Raw genomic sequence first — 17,413 nt, 5'->3', positions numbered from 1 at the left:
CGGGCATGGCAGCGAGGGCGTCGCACCGAGGGCGTGGTTCCGGAGGCGTGGCACCGGTGTCCGGTGGGGGGCGGGGCCGGGGCGGTGGCCCGGCAGCGGCGATACTGGCCGGGTGGACGACCGGTTGACGTTGCTGACCAGGCAGGACTGCCATCTGTGCGCGGCGGCGCGGGAGGCGATGGCGCGGGTGGCGGCCACCGCCGGGGTGGGCTGGCGCGAGATCGACGTGGCGACCGACGAGGAGCTCGACCGCGAGTACGGGGACCGGCTGCCCGTGATCCTGTTGGACGGCAGGGAACACGGGTACTGGCGGGTCGAGGAGCAGCGGTTGCTGCGCGACCTGGCCCGGTGAGTCGGCCGCGGCTGTGATGCGGGTCGGTTCCGCGGCTGCGGACTGGTTCGCCCGGCCCCGGCCGATCTAGGGTCGGCGTCATGCATCTGGTGTGGGACTGGAACGGCACGCTGCTCGACGACTTCGCACTGACCGTCGAGGCGACCAACGCGGCGTTCGCGACCTGCGGCGACGGCCCGTTCCCGGCCGAGGAGCTGCGCCGGCGGTACCGGCGGCCGATCGCCGACTACTACGCCGACGTGCTGGGGCGTGCCGTGGACGCGGACGAGTTCGCCCGGCTGGACAGGATCTTCCACGACACGTACCACACCCGGCTGGCCGAGTGCCGGCTCGCTGCGGGGGCCGAGATCGCGATCGCCGGCTGGCCGGGCAGCCAGTCGCTGCTGTCGATGTGGTTCCACGAGCGGCTGGTGCCGTTCGTCGACGCGCTCGGGCTGTCCGACCGGTTCGCCCGGGTCGACGGGCTGCGGGCGACCATCGGCGGCGGCGCCAAGGCCGACCACCTGGTCCGGCATCTCGCGGCGCTGGGCGTCGCCGGTACCGACTGCACCTTGATCGGTGACACGGTGGACGACGCGGCGGCCGCGGCCGCGGTGGGCGCCCGGTGCGTGCTGGTGACCGGCGGCTTCACCGACCCGGACCGGCTCGCCGAGGTCGGCGTACCGGTCGCCACGTCCCTGCCGGCGGCGGTGCACCTCGCCGCGTCCCGGTACGCCGGCTGACCGTCCCCCCAACCATCTGCTTCGGGCGCCGGCGCGCGGCAGGCCACCGGCCGACCTCACCGAGGGGTCCACAGTGGATTGTCGGGCGGAACGGGGTGCGGACAGCAAGACGGGGCGGGAGCCATCCGACGAACTCCCGCCCCGCCTGGGCGCGTGGAGCGCCCGGGTCGAGCCTTGCCGGTGCGGTCGGACCGGCGCGCAACGCCGGCCGGACCGACCCCTTACTTGAAGGAGACCTGAACGGTCAGGTTGCCGTTCTTGGCCTGCTTGGTGACGGTGATCTTGGTGCCGCTGCCGGCGACCTTCACCGAACCCATCGGGTTCAGCGGGTCGAAGTAGCGGTCGACGTTGCTGTCGTCGAACGTCTTCACCGCCTTCTGCGACGGCAACGACATGGTGGCGCCACCCGCGTGGTGCAGGCTCAGCGCCGTCGTCTTGGTCGTCCCGAAGGTGGCGTCGAACGGCTGGATCCGGTTACCGACGGCCTTGCCGTCGGACCAGAACAGCGCGCCCGGGTGGGCGTCGACCGGCAGCACCAGCCCACCACCGGGGTGGACACTGGTGTTGTTGTCCTCGTACGCGTAGTTCACGTACCAGACGAGCAGCCCCTTCTGGTACGGGAAGTGCTCGACCCAGTTGGCCTTGGTGTCGCCGAACCCGAAGTTGTACGGGCCGGTCCGCAGCGTGTCGTCGTAGTCGACGTACTGCCGGTTCTCCGCGATGTAGAACCGCGCCTTCTGCTCCGACGTGCTGCCGGTCATCCGGGTGAAGCCGTCCGCGGCCCAGGCCGGGTCGGCCGACTCGACGTCGTCGGACCACGCGGTGGCCCCGTCCACGGTCAGCGCCAGGTCGTCCAGGAACGCGCCGGCGTAGTGCACGCCGCCATCGGTGGCGTACCGCCAGTGGAACAGCACCTTCTGGCCGGCGTAGGCGGACAGGTCGTAGCTGACGTCGGTCCACTGGTTGTTCGACGAACCGGTGATGCCGTCGCCGTTCAGCGAGGTCCAGTGCGTGCCACCGTCGGTGGACACCTCGGCGAGCAGGAAGTCGTAGCCCTCCTCGATGTCGTACCACGCCTTGGTGCTGATGCTGGCGCTGCTGGCGCCGGTCAGGTCGAGCTCACGCGTCAGCGACGAGGACAGGTTGTCCGCGGCGCCGCCCCACCACTCGTACGAGCCGGAGGCCGGCGTGTTGTAGTCGTTGGTGATGGTCTGCTCCGGCAGCGTGACCACGAGGGCCTGCGGCTGCTTGCCCTGGCGGGCCGCCGGGCCGAGCGTCACCTTGGTCTTCGCACCCTGGTACGGCACGACCGCGTAGTCGAGCCAGCCCAGCTGGTACTTGTCCCAGGCGTTCATGTAGCCGGGGGTGGTGCCGATCGAGTCGAAGCCCTTGCCCAGCCAGGAACCGGCCGACATCAGCGTCCAGAAGCCGGTGCCGTTGTCGCCACCGGCGGTGTCGTACTCGTCCGGCAGGCCGAGGTCGTGACCGAACTCGTGGCAGAACACGCCGAGGCCGCCGTTCTCCGGCTCGGTGGTGTAGTCGCCCACCCAGTACGGCGCGTCGCCGACCTGGGTGCCGCCCAGCAGGTTGCCCTCCGGGCCGGTCTTGCCCTGGTCGGTGGAGTACGCGTACCAGCGGTGCGACCAGACCGCGTCGGCGCCCTGCGGGCCGCCGCCGGCCTCCTCGCCCTCACCGGCGTGCACGATCTCGATGTGGTCGAGGTAGCCGTCCGGCTCGTCGAAGTTGCCGTCGCCGTCGTAGTCGTACCGGTCCCACTTGTCGAACCGGGACAGGTACTCGGCGATCTCCTCGTCGGTCGCGCCCTGGGCCTTCTCCGCCGCGTACCAGGCGTTGACGGAGTCCCGGACCAGGTTCCAGTAGCCGTCGGTCTCGGGGATCTCGTTGTTGCCGTACCGCGCCTCGTTGTACGGCACGGTCACCCAGCCGGAGACGTCACCGCTGACGCTGAACTTGCCGCTGGACTGGTGCTCGTAGAAGTCCTTGAACGAGTCCTTCTTGCCGAAGAACATGTCCTTGTAGTGCTGGGTGTCGAAGTTCGGCACCCAGTACGTCGAGTTGTCGTCGGTCGAGTCGCCGTTCCAGTTCCGGTCCGGCTGCTTGATCTGGCCGTTGGCCGGGCCGGCGGTGCCACCGGTACGCGGATCGGTCTGGTCGCCGAAGCTGACCAGCACGGTGAAGATCTCGTCGGTGCGCGTGCTCGAGGTCTCGACGTACTGGTTCTTGCCGTCGGCGCGCTTGCCCATCTTGACGACGTCGGACTTGCCGACCCGCTTCGGCGTGATCTTGCCCTGGGCCTGCTTCTTCGCCGCCTGCTGCATCAGCTCGCGGCGCTTGTCCGAGAGCGGGCTGGGCAGATCGTCCTCGGCGTGTGCCCGGGCCGGCTCGGCCTTGCTCGTCGTCTTGGTCGCGGGATGGCCGTCGCTCGGCGCGGCACCGGCCGCGGAGCCGATGGTGCCGACGGCGAGCAGCCCCGCTGCGGCGCCGGCGATCACACCGGCGGTTAGTCTCCGCACGCGTTCCTCCTCTGTGTCCTTCCGGCGAACTGGGGATGCCGGATGGCGTGCCCGTGGGATCGGAGGGCACGGTGCCGCCCACCCTGGCACAAGGAAGATCCCCCTTCAGGAATGGAAATCCTGTTATGACCTCCTCTTAAGGGATGCTTAAGCTCGACGGCCAGTCAGCCGTCGTCCGCGTGCGATGACGTTTTTGCGCGGCATGTGCCGACGGTCCGCAATCGACCCGGCACGCTCGTCGGAAGGCGCGCCCCGCCGCGTACGACCCAGCCGTCAGCCCCGGTCAGCGGCGAGCTGCGCGGCGATGCCAGCGCGATCGATCTGGATCCAGTACTCGACGATCGCTCCGTCCCGGACCCGGTACACCGCGCTGGTGAACTGGATCAGCGGCCGCCCGGTCGGTGCGTGGCCGTCGACGGTACCCACGTGCCGGCCGACCTGGTGCCAGCGGGCGTAGACACGGTCGCCCTCGGCCAGGAGTTCGTCGAGCACGAACTCGAACCGCCCGTTGGCGTCGAGCATCTCGTGCACGTGCTCGGTGTACTGCTGGGGCGTGCGGACCACGGTGACGGGGTCCTCCGCCTGGACCTGGTGCGCCCGAACCTCCGGCGCCAGGTAGCGGTCGGTGCGTTCCGGATGCCGGCCCGACCGCACCTCCAGCAGGAACTCGCGGACCAGCTCTTTGGCGTTCGAGGTCATGGTGTCGTCCCGTCGGGGTCAGGAGAAGAGTTCGAAGGGCTCGTCGATGTCCTTGCCGGCCAACACATCCGGCAACAGGCTCGGCAGCCGGCCCGGGTAGAACCGCTCGGCGCTGCCCACGATCTCTTCCACCGGCAGCCAGCGGAAACCGACGTAGTCCTCGATCTCGTGCTGCTCGCGGTCCTGCTCGTCGATGCCCGGGGCCACCGCGTCCAGCGTCGCCACCGCGACCACTTCGTGCTGCACCCGCCGCTTGCCGCGCATCCGGAACGACGAGGTGCGCCGCCAGTTCGCCGGCCCGACCTGCGCCGGGTCGATCCGCAGGCCGGTCTCCTCGCGCAGTTCCCGTACGGCTGCGTCGACGTACGTCTCGCCCGGCTCGATGCCGCCACCGGGCAGCTCCCACCAGTAGCCGAGTTCCGGCATGGTCAGCTCTCGGGCACGGAACAGCAGTACCGCGCCGGTGGCGTCGCGCACGATCAGCCGGACCACCTCGCGTTCCAGCACCGGCAGGTCGTCGGGTAGCTCGATCATCCGGCCATTACACCGCGCCGGGCCGCCGAGCGCGCTGCGGCGTCGGTCACGCCGCGTCGACCGGAGGTCGGGCCGGTCGGGCTGGACTGCGGACGAACAGCGCGGCGACGGTGCTGCGGGCCTGGTACAGGTAGTGCCGGGCCAGCTCGTACCGCAGCCGGCGCTGCGTGAACCCGTGGAAGACGACCACGTGGTCGAGCCGGTGCACGCCGGGCCGGTCCGCGAAGCCGCGCGCCGCGTCCCGGATCGCGACCAGGTCCTCGACGCTCAGTTCCAGTCGGTGCTCGCGCGGCTGCCAGGTCGAACCGAGCGGGTAGTCGCGCCGCGGCCGGTCGGCCATCTCGACGTGCGTCCCGAGCACCGCGGTGACCGGCCGTTCCTCGGTCAGCGCGACCATCCGGTCCAGGCTGCCGAGAAACGCCGGATAGTCCTCCACGTACAGCCGGCCCGGGTAGACGGTGTCGCCGGTCAGCAGCCAGCCGGTGTGGGGGTCGTGCAGGGTGATCGCGGCCCGGTGGTGGCCGGGGGTGTGCACGACGTGCAGCAGCCGGTCGCCGAGGTCGAGGTCTGCCGCCGCGTACGGTTCGTCGGCCAGCCCGAACTGCGCGCGTACCGCGTCGAGGTCGGTGCCGACGACGGTCGTGCCGGGCCGGTCGGCGAACTGCGCGTCGGCCGCGACGTGGTCGCCGTGCGCGTGGCTGTGCGCCACGATCAGCCGGTAGCCGGGTCGGTCCGGCAGCAGCCCGTCGACGGTGGCGCGCAACGGGAAGCTGTCCGCCTCGGCGGTGGCGCCGGTGTCGAGCAGCAGCGCGGCGTCCGTCCCGCAGAGCAGGTAGAGGAACGGCGCCTCGTACGACAGGTCCTTGCTCTGGCGCAGGACGAAGGTGCGCTCGTCGTGCCGGTGCACCTGGATCGGCGGGTCGTTGCGCCGCCGCTTGGCCGGCGCGCCATGAATCCATCGAGGGAACCCGATGTCGGTGGGCATCGGGCCAGCCTAGATGTTCGGGCTGGTCGGCGGGGGTCGAGCCAGAGCAGTTCCACGTCGTACACCAGGGACAGCCGCCGCGCGATCCGTTCCGCGCTGGCCGCCGAATGCACTGCGCCGCGGCCGAACCCGATCGCGGTGTCGGTGGTCTGCAGCCCCCAGTACCGCAGCGACGGCTCGCCGTCGTCGTCGGAGTACGTGCAGATCGCGAACCGGCGCGGCAGCGCGCCACCGGTCAGTGCGGCCAGGTCGATGGTGTCGTGCTCGGCGTCGTACGCCGTCGTCTCGTCGGTCATGCCGTCGACATTGCCGGCTGGAATCGACGCACGGTAGTGCTCTAGCCTCTACACGTGAACGTGTACCGGTTCTGACGGCACGGGTGGGAGCAGCCGTGATGACGAGCGTCGCCACGCAGACCGACGAATGCGGCGACGCCGCGCACCGGCTGTACGCGGCCGAGCTGCGGCGCTGGCGGCAGGAGCGCGGCGTCACGCAGGAACGGCTCGCCGCGCTGACGCACTACTCGGCGGCGCTGGTCGGCATGGTGGAGAAGTTGCAGCGCAACCCCACCCGCGAGTTCACGTCCCGGTGTGACGACGTGTTGCGTACCGGCGGCGCGCTGGCCCGGCTGCTGCCGCTGCTCGCCGCCGAGTCGTACCCGTCGTGGTTCCGCCCGTTCGTCGAGATGGAGGCCGAGGCCACCGCCATCCAGGAGTTCGAGGTGCAGGTGATCGCCGGCCTGTTGCAGACCGAGGACTACGCCCGGGCGGTGCTCAACTCGTGGCCGCCGAAGTCAGCGGAGGAGATCGAGCGTCGGCTCGCCGCTCGCCTCGACCGGCAGCGCATCCTGGATCGGGCCGACCCGCCGCTGCTTTCCTTCGTCCTGGACGAGAGCGTGTTGCGCCGCCCGATGGGCCCCGCGTCGATGATGGCCGCCCAACTCACCCACCTCATCGAGACGGCCGCCCGCCCCAACATCCAACTCCAGATCCTCACCTTCGAGCAGGCGCGCGATGCGCCGACGGACGGGGCATTCGTGGTACTGGAGTTGCCGCAGCGAGAGCGAGTCCTCTACGTGGAAGGTGTCGGCAACGGCCGGTTGGTGCCGGATGAAGAGATCGTCGATCGCTTCGCCCGCGCGTTTTCGGCCGCGCAGTGCCAGGCGCTTTCCATGGCAGACTCAATCGCCTTCATCGAGATGGTCAGGAGAGAGCGGTATGGATGCGAATGACAGTAACCAGCTGCGCTGGTTCAAGAGCAGTCGGTCTGGTGGCCAGGGCGGGAACTGTGTCGAGGTTGCCGGTGGCGGGTCGGCCTGGTACGTGCGGGACAGCAAGAACCCCACAAACGGAATGTTGTCCGTCGGTCCGGCGGCGTGGCGCGCGTTTCTGGCCGAGGTACCGAGGCTGTCGCGCTGAGCGTCAGTGCGGGTCCCCGCCGGCGGGCACCGGGATCCACTTGTGCGACCAGGCGAGAACGGCGTCGATCACCGGCGCCAGGTCGCGGCCCATCTCGGTCAGGTGGTACTCGACCCGCACCGGCGTGCCGGTGTCGACCTGCCGGGTGAGCAGCCCGTCCGCCTCCATCGCGCGCAGCCGCTGGGCGAGCATGGTGTCCGAGACGCCGGGCACCGCCGCCTTGATCTCGTGGTACCGGTGCGCCTCGGTGAACACGGCGCGCAGGATCGCGCCGGTCCAGCGGGCACCGATCAGCTCGATCGCCGCGTGGAACCGGGTGCAGACGGGCCGCGTCACGGCTCAGCCCTGCCCGGTCCGCAGGGTGCGCAGCGCGCCGGTCATCCGGACCAGCTCGTCCAGCATCGCCTTCGCCGCGCCGGTCATGACCTCGTTCGGGGCGAGGGTGCGCTCGGCGGTCAGGAAGTTGGCGACGAACGGGATCTGCACCGCCTCGGGCACCGGGAACATCTTCACGGTCGTCACCACCTGCTTGATCATCTGCGCGGCGCGGGTCCCGGCCGATACGCCACCGTAGCTGACCAGGCCGACCGGCTTGTAGGCCCACTCGTGGTGCAGGTAGTCGATCGCGTTCTTCAGCGCCGCGTTGTAGCCGTAGTTGTACTCGGGCATCACGAAGATGAACGCGTCCGCCTCGTCGATCTTGGCGCTCCAGTCCTTGGTGTGCTGGTGCACGTAGCGCCGCAGCCGCGGGTGCTCTGGCTCGTTCGCCATCGGCAGGTCGACCTCGGCCAGGTCGACCAGCTCGATCTCGTCGAATCCGCCGTGCGACCGGGCTTCCTGCTCGATCCACTGCGCGACCGGCAGCCCCACCCGGCCGGGCCGGACGCTGCCCACGATGATCTCCAGCTTCGCCATCTGTGCATCTCCCTGTACGGCCGGCGGCGCGCCGCCCGACCCGCTCGCGGTCGGCGACGCGCTCCGCGCCGCCCGCCACCAAACTACAGAATCCTGAGCAACTCAGCAAACTAAAGTGATCATCTGCACCGCGTCCGGCAGCCGTCCAGGGCAGCGACGTCCAGCGGCCGGGGGGCGTGCTCAGCAGCTGATCCAGGGGCAGCGCGGCGTTCAGCAGGCGCCCGGGCCGCCGAAGCGGAACGACGTCCCCGTCGTACCGCCGTGGTCGTAGTAGTCAGGGCTCGTGTCGGCCACCGACAGCTGGGCCGAGGTCGAGCCGTTGTCCAGCGCGAAGGCGCCGATCGTGGTCGACCCGGCCGCGTCGCCGAACGTGCCGTTGCCCATGTCGGTACACGGCGCCGTGCCCGACGAGGCCACCTCGCCGAACGCCTGCACCAGCCCGGCGCGGGTGTACCCGTTGCCCCACAAGGCATCCGGGAAATAGCCCACCTCGGTCCCGTTGTACCAGGTCTGCCACTGGCCGGCGGTGTGCACGATCTCGTACCGGCCGGCGGTGCCCGGCGTGACCGGATCGCCGGCGTGCACGGTGGTCGAGGTGGGTACGAAGCCGCAGCCGTTGTAGCAGGACTCCTGACGGTCGACCCAGTGGTAGACGAACAGGTGCGGCCCGGTGTCACCGTTGTTCACCGCGCGGTCGACGGTCCAGCCGATCTCGACGATCTGCTGGCCGTCCGCCGACTGGAGCGCCAGTTCGGCCAGTGAGTGGTAGTCCGCGGTGGCGAGCGCCGGCGCCGCCTGGTCGATCGTCACCGCGGCCCCGTCGGTGGCCACCGACTGTCGGCCGTACACGTAGGTGAACGTGTCGGTCGCGGGCGCGGCGCGATCGCCGGCCCGCCCGAACAGTGCGCTGCCCGGGGCGAGCGAGATGTGCGGCGGTGTCGCGGCGGCGGGGGCTGCCGCGGCGAGCGACGCGGTGCGGAGTGCGCCGGTGGCCGGCGCCGCGGTGCGGACTGCACGGCTGGTGGATGCGGCAAGGTGAGGTGTGGCGGCGGGCGCGGCGGGTACGGCGGCGACGAGCGCCAGCGCGGCGGGCACCAGTGGCAGGGCGGTACGGATGCGCATCGAGTCCTCCGTGGCGACGAGGGGCGAAGACCCAAACTACGCGACTGCCATGAACCTTCTCAAAGACCGTAAACACGGTCGAGCGAGCTCAACGCAGCAGCGCGGTGATCCCCGGGTCGGCGAGCACGCGCACGCACCAGGCGAAGTGGCCGTCCCGGCCGAGCGGGTCGTACAGGTTCGACCCGATCAGCACGTTCGGCAGGCACAGATCGCCGTGCAGCAGCCCGCCCGGCCGGACCGGCAGCGTCCTGAGCCGGCGATACGTGCCGGCGACCAGCCGGTCGAATCCCGGCACCGCGGCGCGCAACTGCCCGCCGAACCGGGAGACCCGCCGGGGCAGTGGGTGGTGGGCGGCCGGGGCTATCGACGGACGGCTGTTCCGTCGTCGCCCCGATCGGGCCCGGCCGCCGCAGGGCCCGGGTCGTTGCGGGCGACCGCCGCGATGTCGAGCACCGGTACGAGGTCGGCGATCAGGTGCCGGTCCGCGCGCGGTCCGCGGGCCAGATCGTCCACCAGGCACCGCAGGTGCGGCGCCAGGAGTGTCCACAGTGGATCCGTTGCCGGCCGGTTCGCGATGCCGCCGCGCCGCTCGGAGGCCAGGACCCGTACCCACACCGCCCGGCTGGCCGGGATGAAGCCGCTCGCGATCTCGTCCCGGATCCAGGTCCGCATGATCGGATGCGGGCGAACTAGCCGCCCGATCGACGGCGGTCCGGCGTCGTGCATCGTCACCGAGCCGTGGTCCGCGAGGTCGCGCAGGGCCGCGTCCAGTCGCTCGGCGGTGATGCCGTCCCGGAGCCCGCCCGGTCCCGTCAGCGGCGCCAGATCGGCCGTGAGCGCGGAGTACGGGATGGGCGCCGGACCGAGCAGCGAGAGCAGGTTCAGCAGCTGGTCGGCGACGAAGTCGTGCCTCCCGGCCGCGCCGAACCGGCCCGCCAGGCCGATGCGCGGGTCGTCGAGCAGGTCCTCGATCTGGTCGGCATAGGCGTGTCGGACGTACGTCGCCAGGTGCTCGTCGCACGTCGTGACGCCCTCGGCGCCGGACGCCAGCTGTGTGCCGACGATGTCGAGGGCCGCCGGGAAGTTCGCGTACCGCTCGGACACCCGTGCGGCCGACTCCACCGAACCGGCCGCCGGCGCGCGATCGAGCAGAACGCGCGCTCCGGATTCGGCGTCCAGCGTGTCGATCGCACGCTCCGTGACCCAGCCGGGCCAGCGATCGGTCTGCGCGGTGACGACGAGCGCACCGTTGTCCGGTGGCTGGCGCAGGAAACCGGTGCCGTCGGTGCCGAGAGCGTCCGGCTCGGTGACACCGTCGAGGACGAGCAGCCAGTGCGTGTCCAGGTCGTGCAGGCGCTGCCAGACGAGGTCGCCGAGATGTCGCGAGCGGACCTCGCCCTCGCCGGCACCCAGCTCGTACGCGAGGCTGACCATCCCGGCCCGCAGGGCGTCGGCATCGGCCGCCCGGACGAACCAGGTACGCGCCTGCACCCGTTGCGCGAGTGCGGTCGCCACCGTGGACGTGCCGACACCCCGGAAACCCCACAGCACCGTGATCCGGCCGTGGATCCCGTCCGCCAGCTCCGCCAGCAGCTCGTCTCGACCACGTACCGGATGTGCCAGCGCGAGGGGAGACAAACGTACCGACCGGGCAGAACTCGGGGGTGCCTGCGGAGAACGTGGCAGCGGCCCGCACCGTGCTCGGTGCGGGCCGCTGGCGTGCGGGTTGGTCACTCCTCGTCGGACTTGCCGGCGGCGAGGCCGGCCGAGATCAGGTCCATCACGGAGGAGTCCTGCAGCGTCGTCACGTCGCCCATCTTGCGGTTCTCCGCGACGTCCCGCAGCAGCCGGCGCATGATCTTGCCCGACCGGGTCTTCGGCAGGTCGGCCACCATCAGGATCTGCCGCGGCTTGGCGATCGGCGAGATCTCCTTGGCCACGTGGTTGCGCAGCTCGGCGGCGAGCTCGGCGCCCTGCGCCTCCTCCGCCGGTACCGAACCGCGCAGGATCACGAACGCCACGACCGCCTGGCCGGTGGTCTCGTCGGTCGCGCCGACGACGGCCGACTCGGCCACCTTCGGATGGCTGACGAGCGCCGACTCGATCTCGGTGGTGGACAGCCGGTGGCCGGCCACGTTCATCACGTCGTCCACCCGGCCGAGCAGCCAGAGGTCGCCGTCCTCGTCCTTCTTCGCGCCGTCACCGGCGAAGTAGAACCCGGGGAACCGCGACCAGTAGGTGTCCTGGTAACGCTGGTCGTCACCCCAGATGGTGCGCAGCATGCCCGGCCACGGCTCGGTGAGCACCAGGTAGCCGCCCTGGCCGTTGGCGACCGGCTTGCCCGCGTCGTCGACCACGTCGGCGCTGACGCCGGGTAGCGCGGTCATCGCCGAGCCCGGCTTGCCGGCGGTCACCCCGGGCAGCGGGCTGATCATCTGCCCGCCGGTCTCGGTCTGCCACCAGGTGTCGACGACCGGGGTCCGGTCGTGCCCGATGTTGTGCCGGTACCAGATGTACGCCTCCGGGTTGATCGGCTCGCCGACGCTGCCGAGCACCCGCAGGGTGGACAGGTCGTACCGGGCCGGGACCTCGGCGCCCCACTTCATGAACATCCGGATCGTGGTCGGCGCGGTGTAGAGGATCGACACCTTGTACTTGTCGATGATCTCCCACCAGCGACCCTGGTGCGGCGTGTCCGGGGTGCCCTCGTACATCACCGAGGTCGCGCCGTTGATCAGCGGTCCGTACACGATGTACGAGTGGCCGGTGACCCAGCCGATGTCGGCCGCGGTCCAGAAGATGTCCTTTTCCGGCTTGAGGTCGAAGACCGCCCAGTGCGTCCAGGCGCAGTGGGTCAGGTAGCCGCCGGTGGTGTGCAGGATGCCCTTCGGCTTGCCGGTCGTACCCGAGGTGTACATGACGTACAGCGGGTGCTCGGCGTCGAACGCCTCCGGCGTGTGCGTGGTGGGCTGGCGGTCGACGACCTCGTGCCACCACAGGTCCTTGTCGGTCCAGGCGACGTCCTGGCCGGTGCGCCGGACCACGAGCACGTTGCGCACGTCCGGGCAGTCCGCGACGGCCTCGTCCACGGCCGGCTTCAGCGCCGCCTGGTTGCCCCGCCGGTACTGCCCGTCGACCGTGATCACGATGCGGGCGTCGCAGTCCTGGATCCGGTCGCGCAGCGCGGTCGCGGAGAACCCGCCGAACACCACCGTGTGCGGCGCGCCGAGCCGGGCACATGCGAGCATCGCGACGACCGTCTCGGGGATCATCGGCATGTAGATGGCGACCCGGTCACCGGTCTGTACACCCAGCTCGACCAGCGCGTTCGCCGCCTGCGACACCATCTTCTGCAGGTCGGCATAGGTGATCGTGCGGGTGTCGCCCGGCTCGCCCTCCCAGTAGTACGCGACCCGGTCGCCGTGGCCGGCCTCGACGTGCCGGTCGACCGCGTTGTACGCGGCGTTCAGCTTGCCGCCGACGAACCACTTGGCGAACGGTGCGTTCGACCAGTCGAGCACCTGGTCCCACTTGCGCTCCCAGGTGAGGCACTGCTCGGCCGCGTCGGCCCAGAAGCCGAGCCGGTCGTCGGCGGCGCGCTGGTACACGTCGGCCTTGACGTTGGCGTTCGCAGCGAGCTCGGCCGGCGGATCGAACCTGCGCGTTTCGTGCAGCAGATTGGACAGGGCGCCGCCTTCCGGCCCGGTGCCCTCGGTAGATGTCTCGGTCATCAGCGCGACTCCCTCTCCGACGTGCCGTTCCAGCGAGGTTTCTCAGCGGTTCCAGCACGACGGCCGTCGGCGCCTGCGGGCATCCGGCGCCGTCGTGTTGGCACCTCGTATTGGTCAACTTAGTGCGACGCGGCACACATGGCGAGGGCCGGGTGTCCGCGAACCGCTGTCAAAGCTTGATCATTATCGTAGGGTTCCGTTCACGAACTTGCACGGCTGATGCACGAGCTGCGCACGGCTGTGCCCGGTGGCAGGCCTCCGGGTCGGTACGCTGGCGAGCCATGACCGTGCTGAACCGCCTGCTCGACCTCCCCGACGTGGCCGCCGCCCTGGACTCGGCCCGCGACGCCGTCGACGCGGTGCTCGGCCAGCGCAGCCTGCGCCGTACCGGCGGCCCGCTCGCCGCCGAGGTCTCGCTGCGCTGCGCACACGCCTCCGCCGCGCTGGAGGGTGCCGAGGCCGACCTCGCCGAGGTACGCGCCGGGACGGTCACCGACCCGGTGGTGCAGGGTGCCCTGCGCGTCGCCGAGGCGCTCCCGGGCCTCGCCGACACGTACGGCAAGGCGCCCGGCCAAGCGCTCGCCCGGCTGCACCTGCTCGCCGCTCGCGGCACCGTCCCGGACGACCAGCTCGGCCGGCCCGACCTCACCGCGAGCGCCACGGCCCGGTTCGGTGGGCTGCTCGGCCTGATCGCCGACCCCAACCCGGGACCCGGCCTGCTGCACGCCGCGGTGGTGCACGCCGAACTGCTCGCGCTGGCGCCGTTCCCGGGGCCGAACGGGGTCGTCGCGCGCGCCGCGGCCCGGCTGACGCTGATCTCCCGCGGTGTCGACCCGCGCGCCCTGATCGCCGTCGACGCCGGGCACCTGGACCGGGCCCCGGAGTACCAGGGGGCCGCCAACGCGTACGCCGCCGGCACCGAGGACGGCGTCCGCTCGTGGCTGCGTCACTACGCCGAGGCGGTACGGCTCGGCGCCGACCGGACCGCCGCACTGGAAGCCGCCCGTACCGCCTGATCGTGGCACCGGCCGGCGCTGCGGCGGGGCGTTCGGCGGGGGCGCGGCTTGCTACCGGGCTGTGCCGGCCTGGGCCCGCAGCTGCGCGACCCGGCGCTTCACGGCCGCAACGTACCGGACGGTGAAGGCCATCGGGAGCACGAAGATCACCACCTGCACCACCAGGACCACGACCGTACCGGCATCGGCCACGCGAGCGGCCGCGAGCATGGCCCCGCCGAGAGTGAAGGCGATCGCCCAGACCAGCGTGATGATCACGTTCGTCCGGATGAAGAGCGGCTGGCGCCATGCCTCGCGCGGGGCATCGAGCTTGGCGATGCCCAACGTGAACGGCCGCCGAATCGCCAGCGAGAACCACGAGATCACCGCGAGCCAGCCGTTCGCCAGCGCGGGCAGGTACGGGTGCAGCGCGGTGTCCGGATCGGCGAACGCCAACGCGGTACCGGCGGCGAAGAACAGCACCGAGCCGAGCTGGATGATCAGCGAGTCGATGGGCCGGCGCCGGGCGAATGACCAGGCCAGCGTCACCGCAGTCAGCGCCAGTGCGGCGAGCGCACCCCACTGCCACTGCGACGAGGGAACCACCGTGTAGACGATCCATGGTGCGAACGCGAGCAGGTACGACATGGCGGGCTCCTCCGGCACTCCAGAACTGACATGTCAAAACTAGAAGGTGCTCTGGAGACATGTCAAGTATGGAATGTAGGGTGTGGGGCATGAGTCTTCGTCATGCGCTGCTGGGTCTGCTGGTCGAACACCCCGCCAGCGGGTACGACCTGCTGAAACTCTTCGAAGGATCGCTCGCCAACGTCTGGCCGGCGTCCCAGAGTCAGATCTACACCGAACTGACCAAGCTGGCCGCGGACGAGTTGATCACCGTCTCGGAGACCGGTCCGCGCGGTCGCAAGGAGTACGCGCTGACCGACGCCGGCCGCGCCGAACTCCAGCACTGGCTCGTCGAGAGCAAGCCGAGCCGACCCACCCGCAACCCGTCACTGCTACGGGTGTTCTTCCTTGGAGTACTCGACCCGGAGCAACGCGAAGCGGTGCTGGACGAGATGCTCGAGCACGCCAAGCGCGACCGGGCGGCGATGGAGCACATCAGCACGGCGATCGACTGGGACGACAGCGACCTGTCCCGCTACGGCCGGATGGCGCTCGAATGGGGACTGCGGTTCAGCGCGATGCGCCGTGACTGGGCCGAGTGGGCGGTGGACCAACTCGACCGACCCTAGGGGCCGCCCACCTGGGGCGTCGATCAGGTGCGCGCCGGGCGGTGCACGGCGTCGAGGGTTCGGATGTGCGCGAGGCGGTGGGTCGGACCGGCGTTGCTGGGTTCGCCGGTCCGACCGCGGGTGTTACCGGTTCTGGCCCGGCCAGAGCGGCTGGTCGGTCTGCGCCGGCGGCGGGGGCGGCGGGCTCTGCGGGTCGCGCTGCACCGGCTGCGGCGCGGCGCCCTGGCCCCACTGCTGCTGGGCGACGGGCTGGCCGTACGCGGTCGGGGCAGCGCCCGGCTGCTGCGCCTGCGGGTAGCCGGCGGGCTGGCCGTACTGGCCGGCGGGCATCTGCCCGGGAGCCGGCTGGCCGGGCGCGGGCTGGCCGGGCATCGGCTGGCCGGGCTGCTGGTTCCAGCCGGGCTGCGCACCGGCCGCGTTGTACGGCGCGGCCTGGGCCGGGCCGCTGGACGAGCCGCCCGCCTTGCCCTTCACCAGCGCGACGATGCCGTAGATGATCGCGATCACCGGCAGGATGAAGATCTTGAACGAGACCCAGACCGTGTCCGGGTCACCGATCAGGATGTACGCGCCGTACACGACGCCGGCGATGCCGACGAGCAGCGACAGCACGCCGCTGCCGGTGCTCTTCTTCCTCAGGTTGAGGACGCCGATGCCGAGGCAGATCAGGCCGGCGATGACGTAGAAGACCGCGATGGCCTTGAACTGGCCGGGGGTCAACGTCATCTCGGCGAGGATTGTCTGGTGACTCATGGAATGTCCCTTGAGGGAGGGGGTGTGGACGGGCGGCGCCCGAGCAGGGTCGCCTGACACTAGTCGTGTCGTGCAACCCGTGGGGCATCGTTTCGGCAGGCCACCACGCGTGTCCCGACCGTGACCTGGCGGGCGTGAACGACCGCCGGCACCGATCGGTACCGGCGGTCGTCGGGTTCCGCTCGCTCGGGCTCCGGGCCGGGCTGCAGGGGCCCTATTGCTGGGGCCAGGTCTGTCCGGTCGGCGGCTGCGGCGCCACCTGCCCGCCGGCCTGACCCGGCTGGCCGGCCGGCGGCCCGGGTTGACCCGGCTGGCCGGCCGGCGGTGCGGGTTGACCCCCGGGCGGTAGCGGCTGGCCCGCGGGTGGCGCGGGCTGCCCGGCCGGCGGTACCGGTTGGCCCGCGGGCGGCGCGGGCTGGGCGGCGGGGGGCTGCGGCGCGGGCTGACCGGGCTGCGGCACGGTGGGGTAAGGCGCGGTCGGCTGGTCGCCACCGGCCGGCGGGTACGCCTGCTGCGCCGGCGGGTATCCGGGCTGCTGCGGGTAGCCGGCGGCGACCGGTGCGGCCGGGCGCGGCGGCTGCGGGTACACGGTGGGGCCGATCTCCAGGTGGCTGAGCACCGCGCCGACGGCCGCGACGAGCGAACCGAACAGCATCAGGTAACCGCCCCAGCCGAGCGACATGTCCAGTCCCTCGGAACTGCCCAGGCTGGTGATGCTCACGCCGAGGTCGTGGCCGAACATGATGCTCTTGGCCGATGTGGCGTAGCCGAACAGCACCAGGAACACGAAGATCGAGACGCCGATCTGCAGGTGGCCGGTGCGGAAGCCGGCGACCTCGCGCTCCCGCGGTACCGCCATCCGGGCCGCGGCCAGGCTGATCGAGATGAGCCCGCCGAGCACCACGAACCAGGTCAGCGGCGCCATGAACGTCTCGGTGGCCCAGGCGCTGAACCAGGTGGGCAGGTTCTCCCGGGCGAGGTCGCGCACGGTCGAGTCGTCGGAGTACCCGACGAACGGGGCGAACGAGAACGCGAACACCAGCAGCCCGCCGAACGCGGTGAGCGCGTCGCCGATCAGGATCCGCCGCTCCGGCGACCATCCCGGCCCGGGCAGTCGTGCGTACGGCGCGCCGGAGGGTTGCGGCAGTCCGGTGTCGAAGCCGCCCGGCCCCGGCATCGGTTGCGCCGGACCGGAATTCGGCGGCGGTACCGGGCCGGGCGGCGGGACCGGCTGGCCCGGTGCGGGCTGGGCGGCCGGCGGCGTGGGTTGCCCAGGCTGCCCGTACGGAGGGGGCTGCGACGGATCGTTCGGCTGCATGCGGGACGGCTCCTTGGATGTCGAGCAGCGGCAGACACTGCATCCCCGACCGGTGGCGCCTCGGATGACCGCACGTGGG

General features: G+C 71.3%; 19 protein-coding genes. 6 read left to right on the top strand and 13 right to left on the bottom strand.

Annotated features, from left to right (window positions below):
* The first annotated feature begins 112 nt into the window (after nt 1-112).
* Together Asera_RS02755 and Asera_RS02750 are read left to right on the top strand one after the other, a co-directional pair.
* Complete coding sequence (locus Asera_RS02755) at nt 113-352, top strand: glutaredoxin family protein (RefSeq protein WP_030446919.1); 240 nt, start codon at nt 113-115, stop codon at nt 350-352.
* 80 nt (nt 353-432) lie between these two features.
* Nucleotides 433-1,074, top strand: coding sequence for an HAD family hydrolase (locus tag Asera_RS02750; RefSeq protein ID WP_030446918.1), 642 nt, complete (start codon nt 433-435; stop codon nt 1,072-1,074).
* 221 nt (nt 1,075-1,295) lie between these two features.
* Here the strand turns inward: Asera_RS02750 and Asera_RS02745 are convergent, their stop codons facing one another.
* The 4 genes from Asera_RS02745 to Asera_RS02730 all read right to left on the bottom strand — a co-directional run bounded on the left by Asera_RS02745 (nt 1,296) and on the right by Asera_RS02730 (nt 5,826).
* Entirely contained in the window at nt 1,296-3,608 is a 2,313-nt protein-coding gene (locus Asera_RS02745; RefSeq protein ID WP_030446917.1) for an immune inhibitor A domain-containing protein, read from the bottom strand.
* Between the two features lie 273 nt (nt 3,609-3,881).
* A complete protein-coding gene (locus Asera_RS02740) occupies nt 3,882-4,307 on the bottom strand; it encodes an ester cyclase (protein ID WP_030446916.1) in 426 nt (141 codons plus the stop codon).
* A gap of 18 nt (nt 4,308-4,325) precedes the next feature.
* Nucleotides 4,326-4,841 carry an NUDIX hydrolase gene (locus tag Asera_RS02735; protein ID WP_030446915.1) on the bottom strand — a complete coding sequence of 172 codons (516 nt, stop codon included), beginning with the start codon at nt 4,839-4,841 and terminating at the stop codon, nt 4,326-4,328.
* A 46-nt stretch (nt 4,842-4,887) separates the two neighbouring features.
* A complete protein-coding gene (locus Asera_RS02730) occupies nt 4,888-5,826 on the bottom strand; it encodes an MBL fold metallo-hydrolase (RefSeq protein WP_084131754.1) in 939 nt (312 codons plus the stop codon).
* 394 nt (nt 5,827-6,220) lie between these two features.
* Between Asera_RS02730 and Asera_RS02725 the strand changes: the two genes are divergently transcribed.
* Nucleotides 6,221-7,057 (top strand): helix-turn-helix domain-containing protein, encoded by an 837-nt coding sequence (locus tag Asera_RS02725; protein ID WP_051802402.1) that lies wholly within the window; start codon nt 6,221-6,223, stop codon nt 7,055-7,057.
* Nucleotides 7,044-7,244, top strand: a complete 201-nt coding sequence (locus tag Asera_RS02720) for a DUF397 domain-containing protein (RefSeq protein WP_084131752.1) — start codon at nt 7,044-7,046, stop codon at nt 7,242-7,244. The genes Asera_RS02725 and Asera_RS02720 overlap by 14 nt, the downstream gene beginning before the upstream one ends.
* Nucleotides 7,245-7,247: 3 nt before the next feature.
* Here Asera_RS02720 and Asera_RS02715 read toward each other — a convergent pair whose 3' ends face one another.
* From Asera_RS02715 to acs, 6 genes are all read right to left on the bottom strand, one after another.
* Nucleotides 7,248-7,580, bottom strand: a complete 333-nt coding sequence (locus tag Asera_RS02715) for a winged helix-turn-helix transcriptional regulator (protein WP_030446911.1) — start codon at nt 7,578-7,580, stop codon at nt 7,248-7,250.
* Between the two features lie 3 nt (nt 7,581-7,583).
* A complete protein-coding gene (locus Asera_RS02710; protein ID WP_030446910.1) occupies nt 7,584-8,159 on the bottom strand; it encodes an NADPH-dependent FMN reductase in 576 nt (191 codons plus the stop codon).
* A gap of 210 nt (nt 8,160-8,369) precedes the next feature.
* The gene (locus Asera_RS02705) at nt 8,370-9,281 is read right to left on the bottom strand and encodes a neprosin family prolyl endopeptidase (RefSeq protein WP_084131751.1); all 912 of its coding nucleotides are present in this window, start codon (nt 9,279-9,281) and stop codon (nt 8,370-8,372) included.
* A gap of 88 nt (nt 9,282-9,369) precedes the next feature.
* Nucleotides 9,370-9,576, bottom strand: coding sequence for a hypothetical protein (locus Asera_RS02700; RefSeq protein ID WP_157034880.1), 207 nt, complete (start codon nt 9,574-9,576; stop codon nt 9,370-9,372).
* 65 nt (nt 9,577-9,641) lie between these two features.
* Complete coding sequence (locus tag Asera_RS02695) at nt 9,642-10,919, bottom strand: hypothetical protein (protein ID WP_030446907.1); 1,278 nt, start codon at nt 10,917-10,919, stop codon at nt 9,642-9,644.
* Nucleotides 10,920-11,011: 92 nt separating this feature from the next.
* Nucleotides 11,012-13,012 (bottom strand): acetate--CoA ligase, encoded by a 2,001-nt coding sequence (gene acs, locus Asera_RS02690; protein ID WP_051802387.1) that lies wholly within the window; start codon nt 13,010-13,012, stop codon nt 11,012-11,014.
* A gap of 281 nt (nt 13,013-13,293) precedes the next feature.
* Between acs and Asera_RS02685 the strand changes: the two genes are divergently transcribed.
* Entirely contained in the window at nt 13,294-14,028 is a 735-nt protein-coding gene (locus Asera_RS02685) for a Fic family protein (RefSeq protein ID WP_030446905.1), read from the top strand.
* 51 nt (nt 14,029-14,079) lie between these two features.
* On the opposite strand, the gene Asera_RS02680 is transcribed toward Asera_RS02685, so the two are convergent.
* Nucleotides 14,080-14,655: a DUF3159 domain-containing protein gene (locus Asera_RS02680; RefSeq protein WP_035297043.1), complete on the bottom strand. Its 576-nt coding sequence runs from the start codon at nt 14,653-14,655 to the stop codon at nt 14,080-14,082.
* An 89-nt stretch (nt 14,656-14,744) separates the two neighbouring features.
* On the opposite strand from Asera_RS02680, the gene Asera_RS02675 reads away from it, so the two are divergent.
* On the top strand, nt 14,745-15,263 hold the full coding sequence (locus tag Asera_RS02675) for a PadR family transcriptional regulator (RefSeq protein WP_030446903.1): 519 nt from the start codon (nt 14,745-14,747) through the stop codon (nt 15,261-15,263).
* Between the two features lie 123 nt (nt 15,264-15,386).
* On the opposite strand, the gene Asera_RS02670 is transcribed toward Asera_RS02675, so the two are convergent.
* Both Asera_RS02670 and Asera_RS02665 read right to left on the bottom strand, forming a co-directional pair.
* Nucleotides 15,387-16,016, bottom strand: a complete 630-nt coding sequence (locus Asera_RS02670; RefSeq protein WP_157034879.1) for a hypothetical protein — start codon at nt 16,014-16,016, stop codon at nt 15,387-15,389.
* 214 nt (nt 16,017-16,230) lie between these two features.
* Nucleotides 16,231-17,193: a hypothetical protein gene (locus tag Asera_RS02665; protein WP_030446901.1), complete on the bottom strand. Its 963-nt coding sequence runs from the start codon at nt 17,191-17,193 to the stop codon at nt 16,231-16,233.
* Between the last annotated feature and the right edge of the window lie 220 nt (nt 17,194-17,413).

Origin of the sequence: Actinocatenispora sera, assembly GCF_018324685.1 — a bacterium.
GTDB classification, from domain to species: Bacteria; Actinomycetota; Actinomycetes; order Mycobacteriales; family Micromonosporaceae; genus Actinocatenispora; species Actinocatenispora sera.
Note: the sequence above shows the minus strand (reverse complement) of the source record. Positions and strands in the feature narration are given on the sequence as shown.

Excerpts from the sequence above, each read along its gene's own strand:
- Asera_RS02750 (WP_030446918.1), top strand. The coding sequence starts at position 433 with ATGCATCTGGTGTGGGACTGGAACGGCACGCTGCTCGACGACTTCGCA.
- Asera_RS02740 (WP_030446916.1), bottom strand. The coding sequence starts at position 4,307 with ATGACCTCGAACGCCAAAGAGCTGGTCCGCGAGTTCCTGCTGGAGGTG.
- Asera_RS02735 (WP_030446915.1), bottom strand. The coding sequence starts at position 4,841 with ATGATCGAGCTACCCGACGACCTGCCGGTGCTGGAACGCGAGGTGGTC.
- Asera_RS02730 (WP_084131754.1), bottom strand. The coding sequence starts at position 5,826 with ATGCCCACCGACATCGGGTTCCCTCGATGGATTCATGGCGCGCCGGCC.
- Asera_RS02725 (WP_051802402.1), top strand. The coding sequence starts at position 6,221 with ATGACGAGCGTCGCCACGCAGACCGACGAATGCGGCGACGCCGCGCAC.
- Asera_RS02720 (WP_084131752.1), top strand. The coding sequence starts at position 7,044 with ATGGATGCGAATGACAGTAACCAGCTGCGCTGGTTCAAGAGCAGTCGG.
- Asera_RS02710 (WP_030446910.1), bottom strand. The coding sequence starts at position 8,159 with ATGGCGAAGCTGGAGATCATCGTGGGCAGCGTCCGGCCCGGCCGGGTG.
- Asera_RS02705 (WP_084131751.1), bottom strand. The coding sequence starts at position 9,281 with ATGCGCATCCGTACCGCCCTGCCACTGGTGCCCGCCGCGCTGGCGCTC.
- acs (WP_051802387.1), bottom strand. The coding sequence starts at position 13,012 with ATGACCGAGACATCTACCGAGGGCACCGGGCCGGAAGGCGGCGCCCTG.
- Asera_RS02685 (WP_030446905.1), top strand. The coding sequence starts at position 13,294 with ATGACCGTGCTGAACCGCCTGCTCGACCTCCCCGACGTGGCCGCCGCC.
- Asera_RS02680 (WP_035297043.1), bottom strand. The coding sequence starts at position 14,655 with ATGTCGTACCTGCTCGCGTTCGCACCATGGATCGTCTACACGGTGGTT.
- Asera_RS02675 (WP_030446903.1), top strand. The coding sequence starts at position 14,745 with ATGAGTCTTCGTCATGCGCTGCTGGGTCTGCTGGTCGAACACCCCGCC.
- Asera_RS02670 (WP_157034879.1), bottom strand. The coding sequence starts at position 16,016 with ATGAGTCACCAGACAATCCTCGCCGAGATGACGTTGACCCCCGGCCAG.
- Asera_RS02665 (WP_030446901.1), bottom strand. The coding sequence starts at position 17,193 with ATGCCGGGGCCGGGCGGCTTCGACACCGGACTGCCGCAACCCTCCGGC.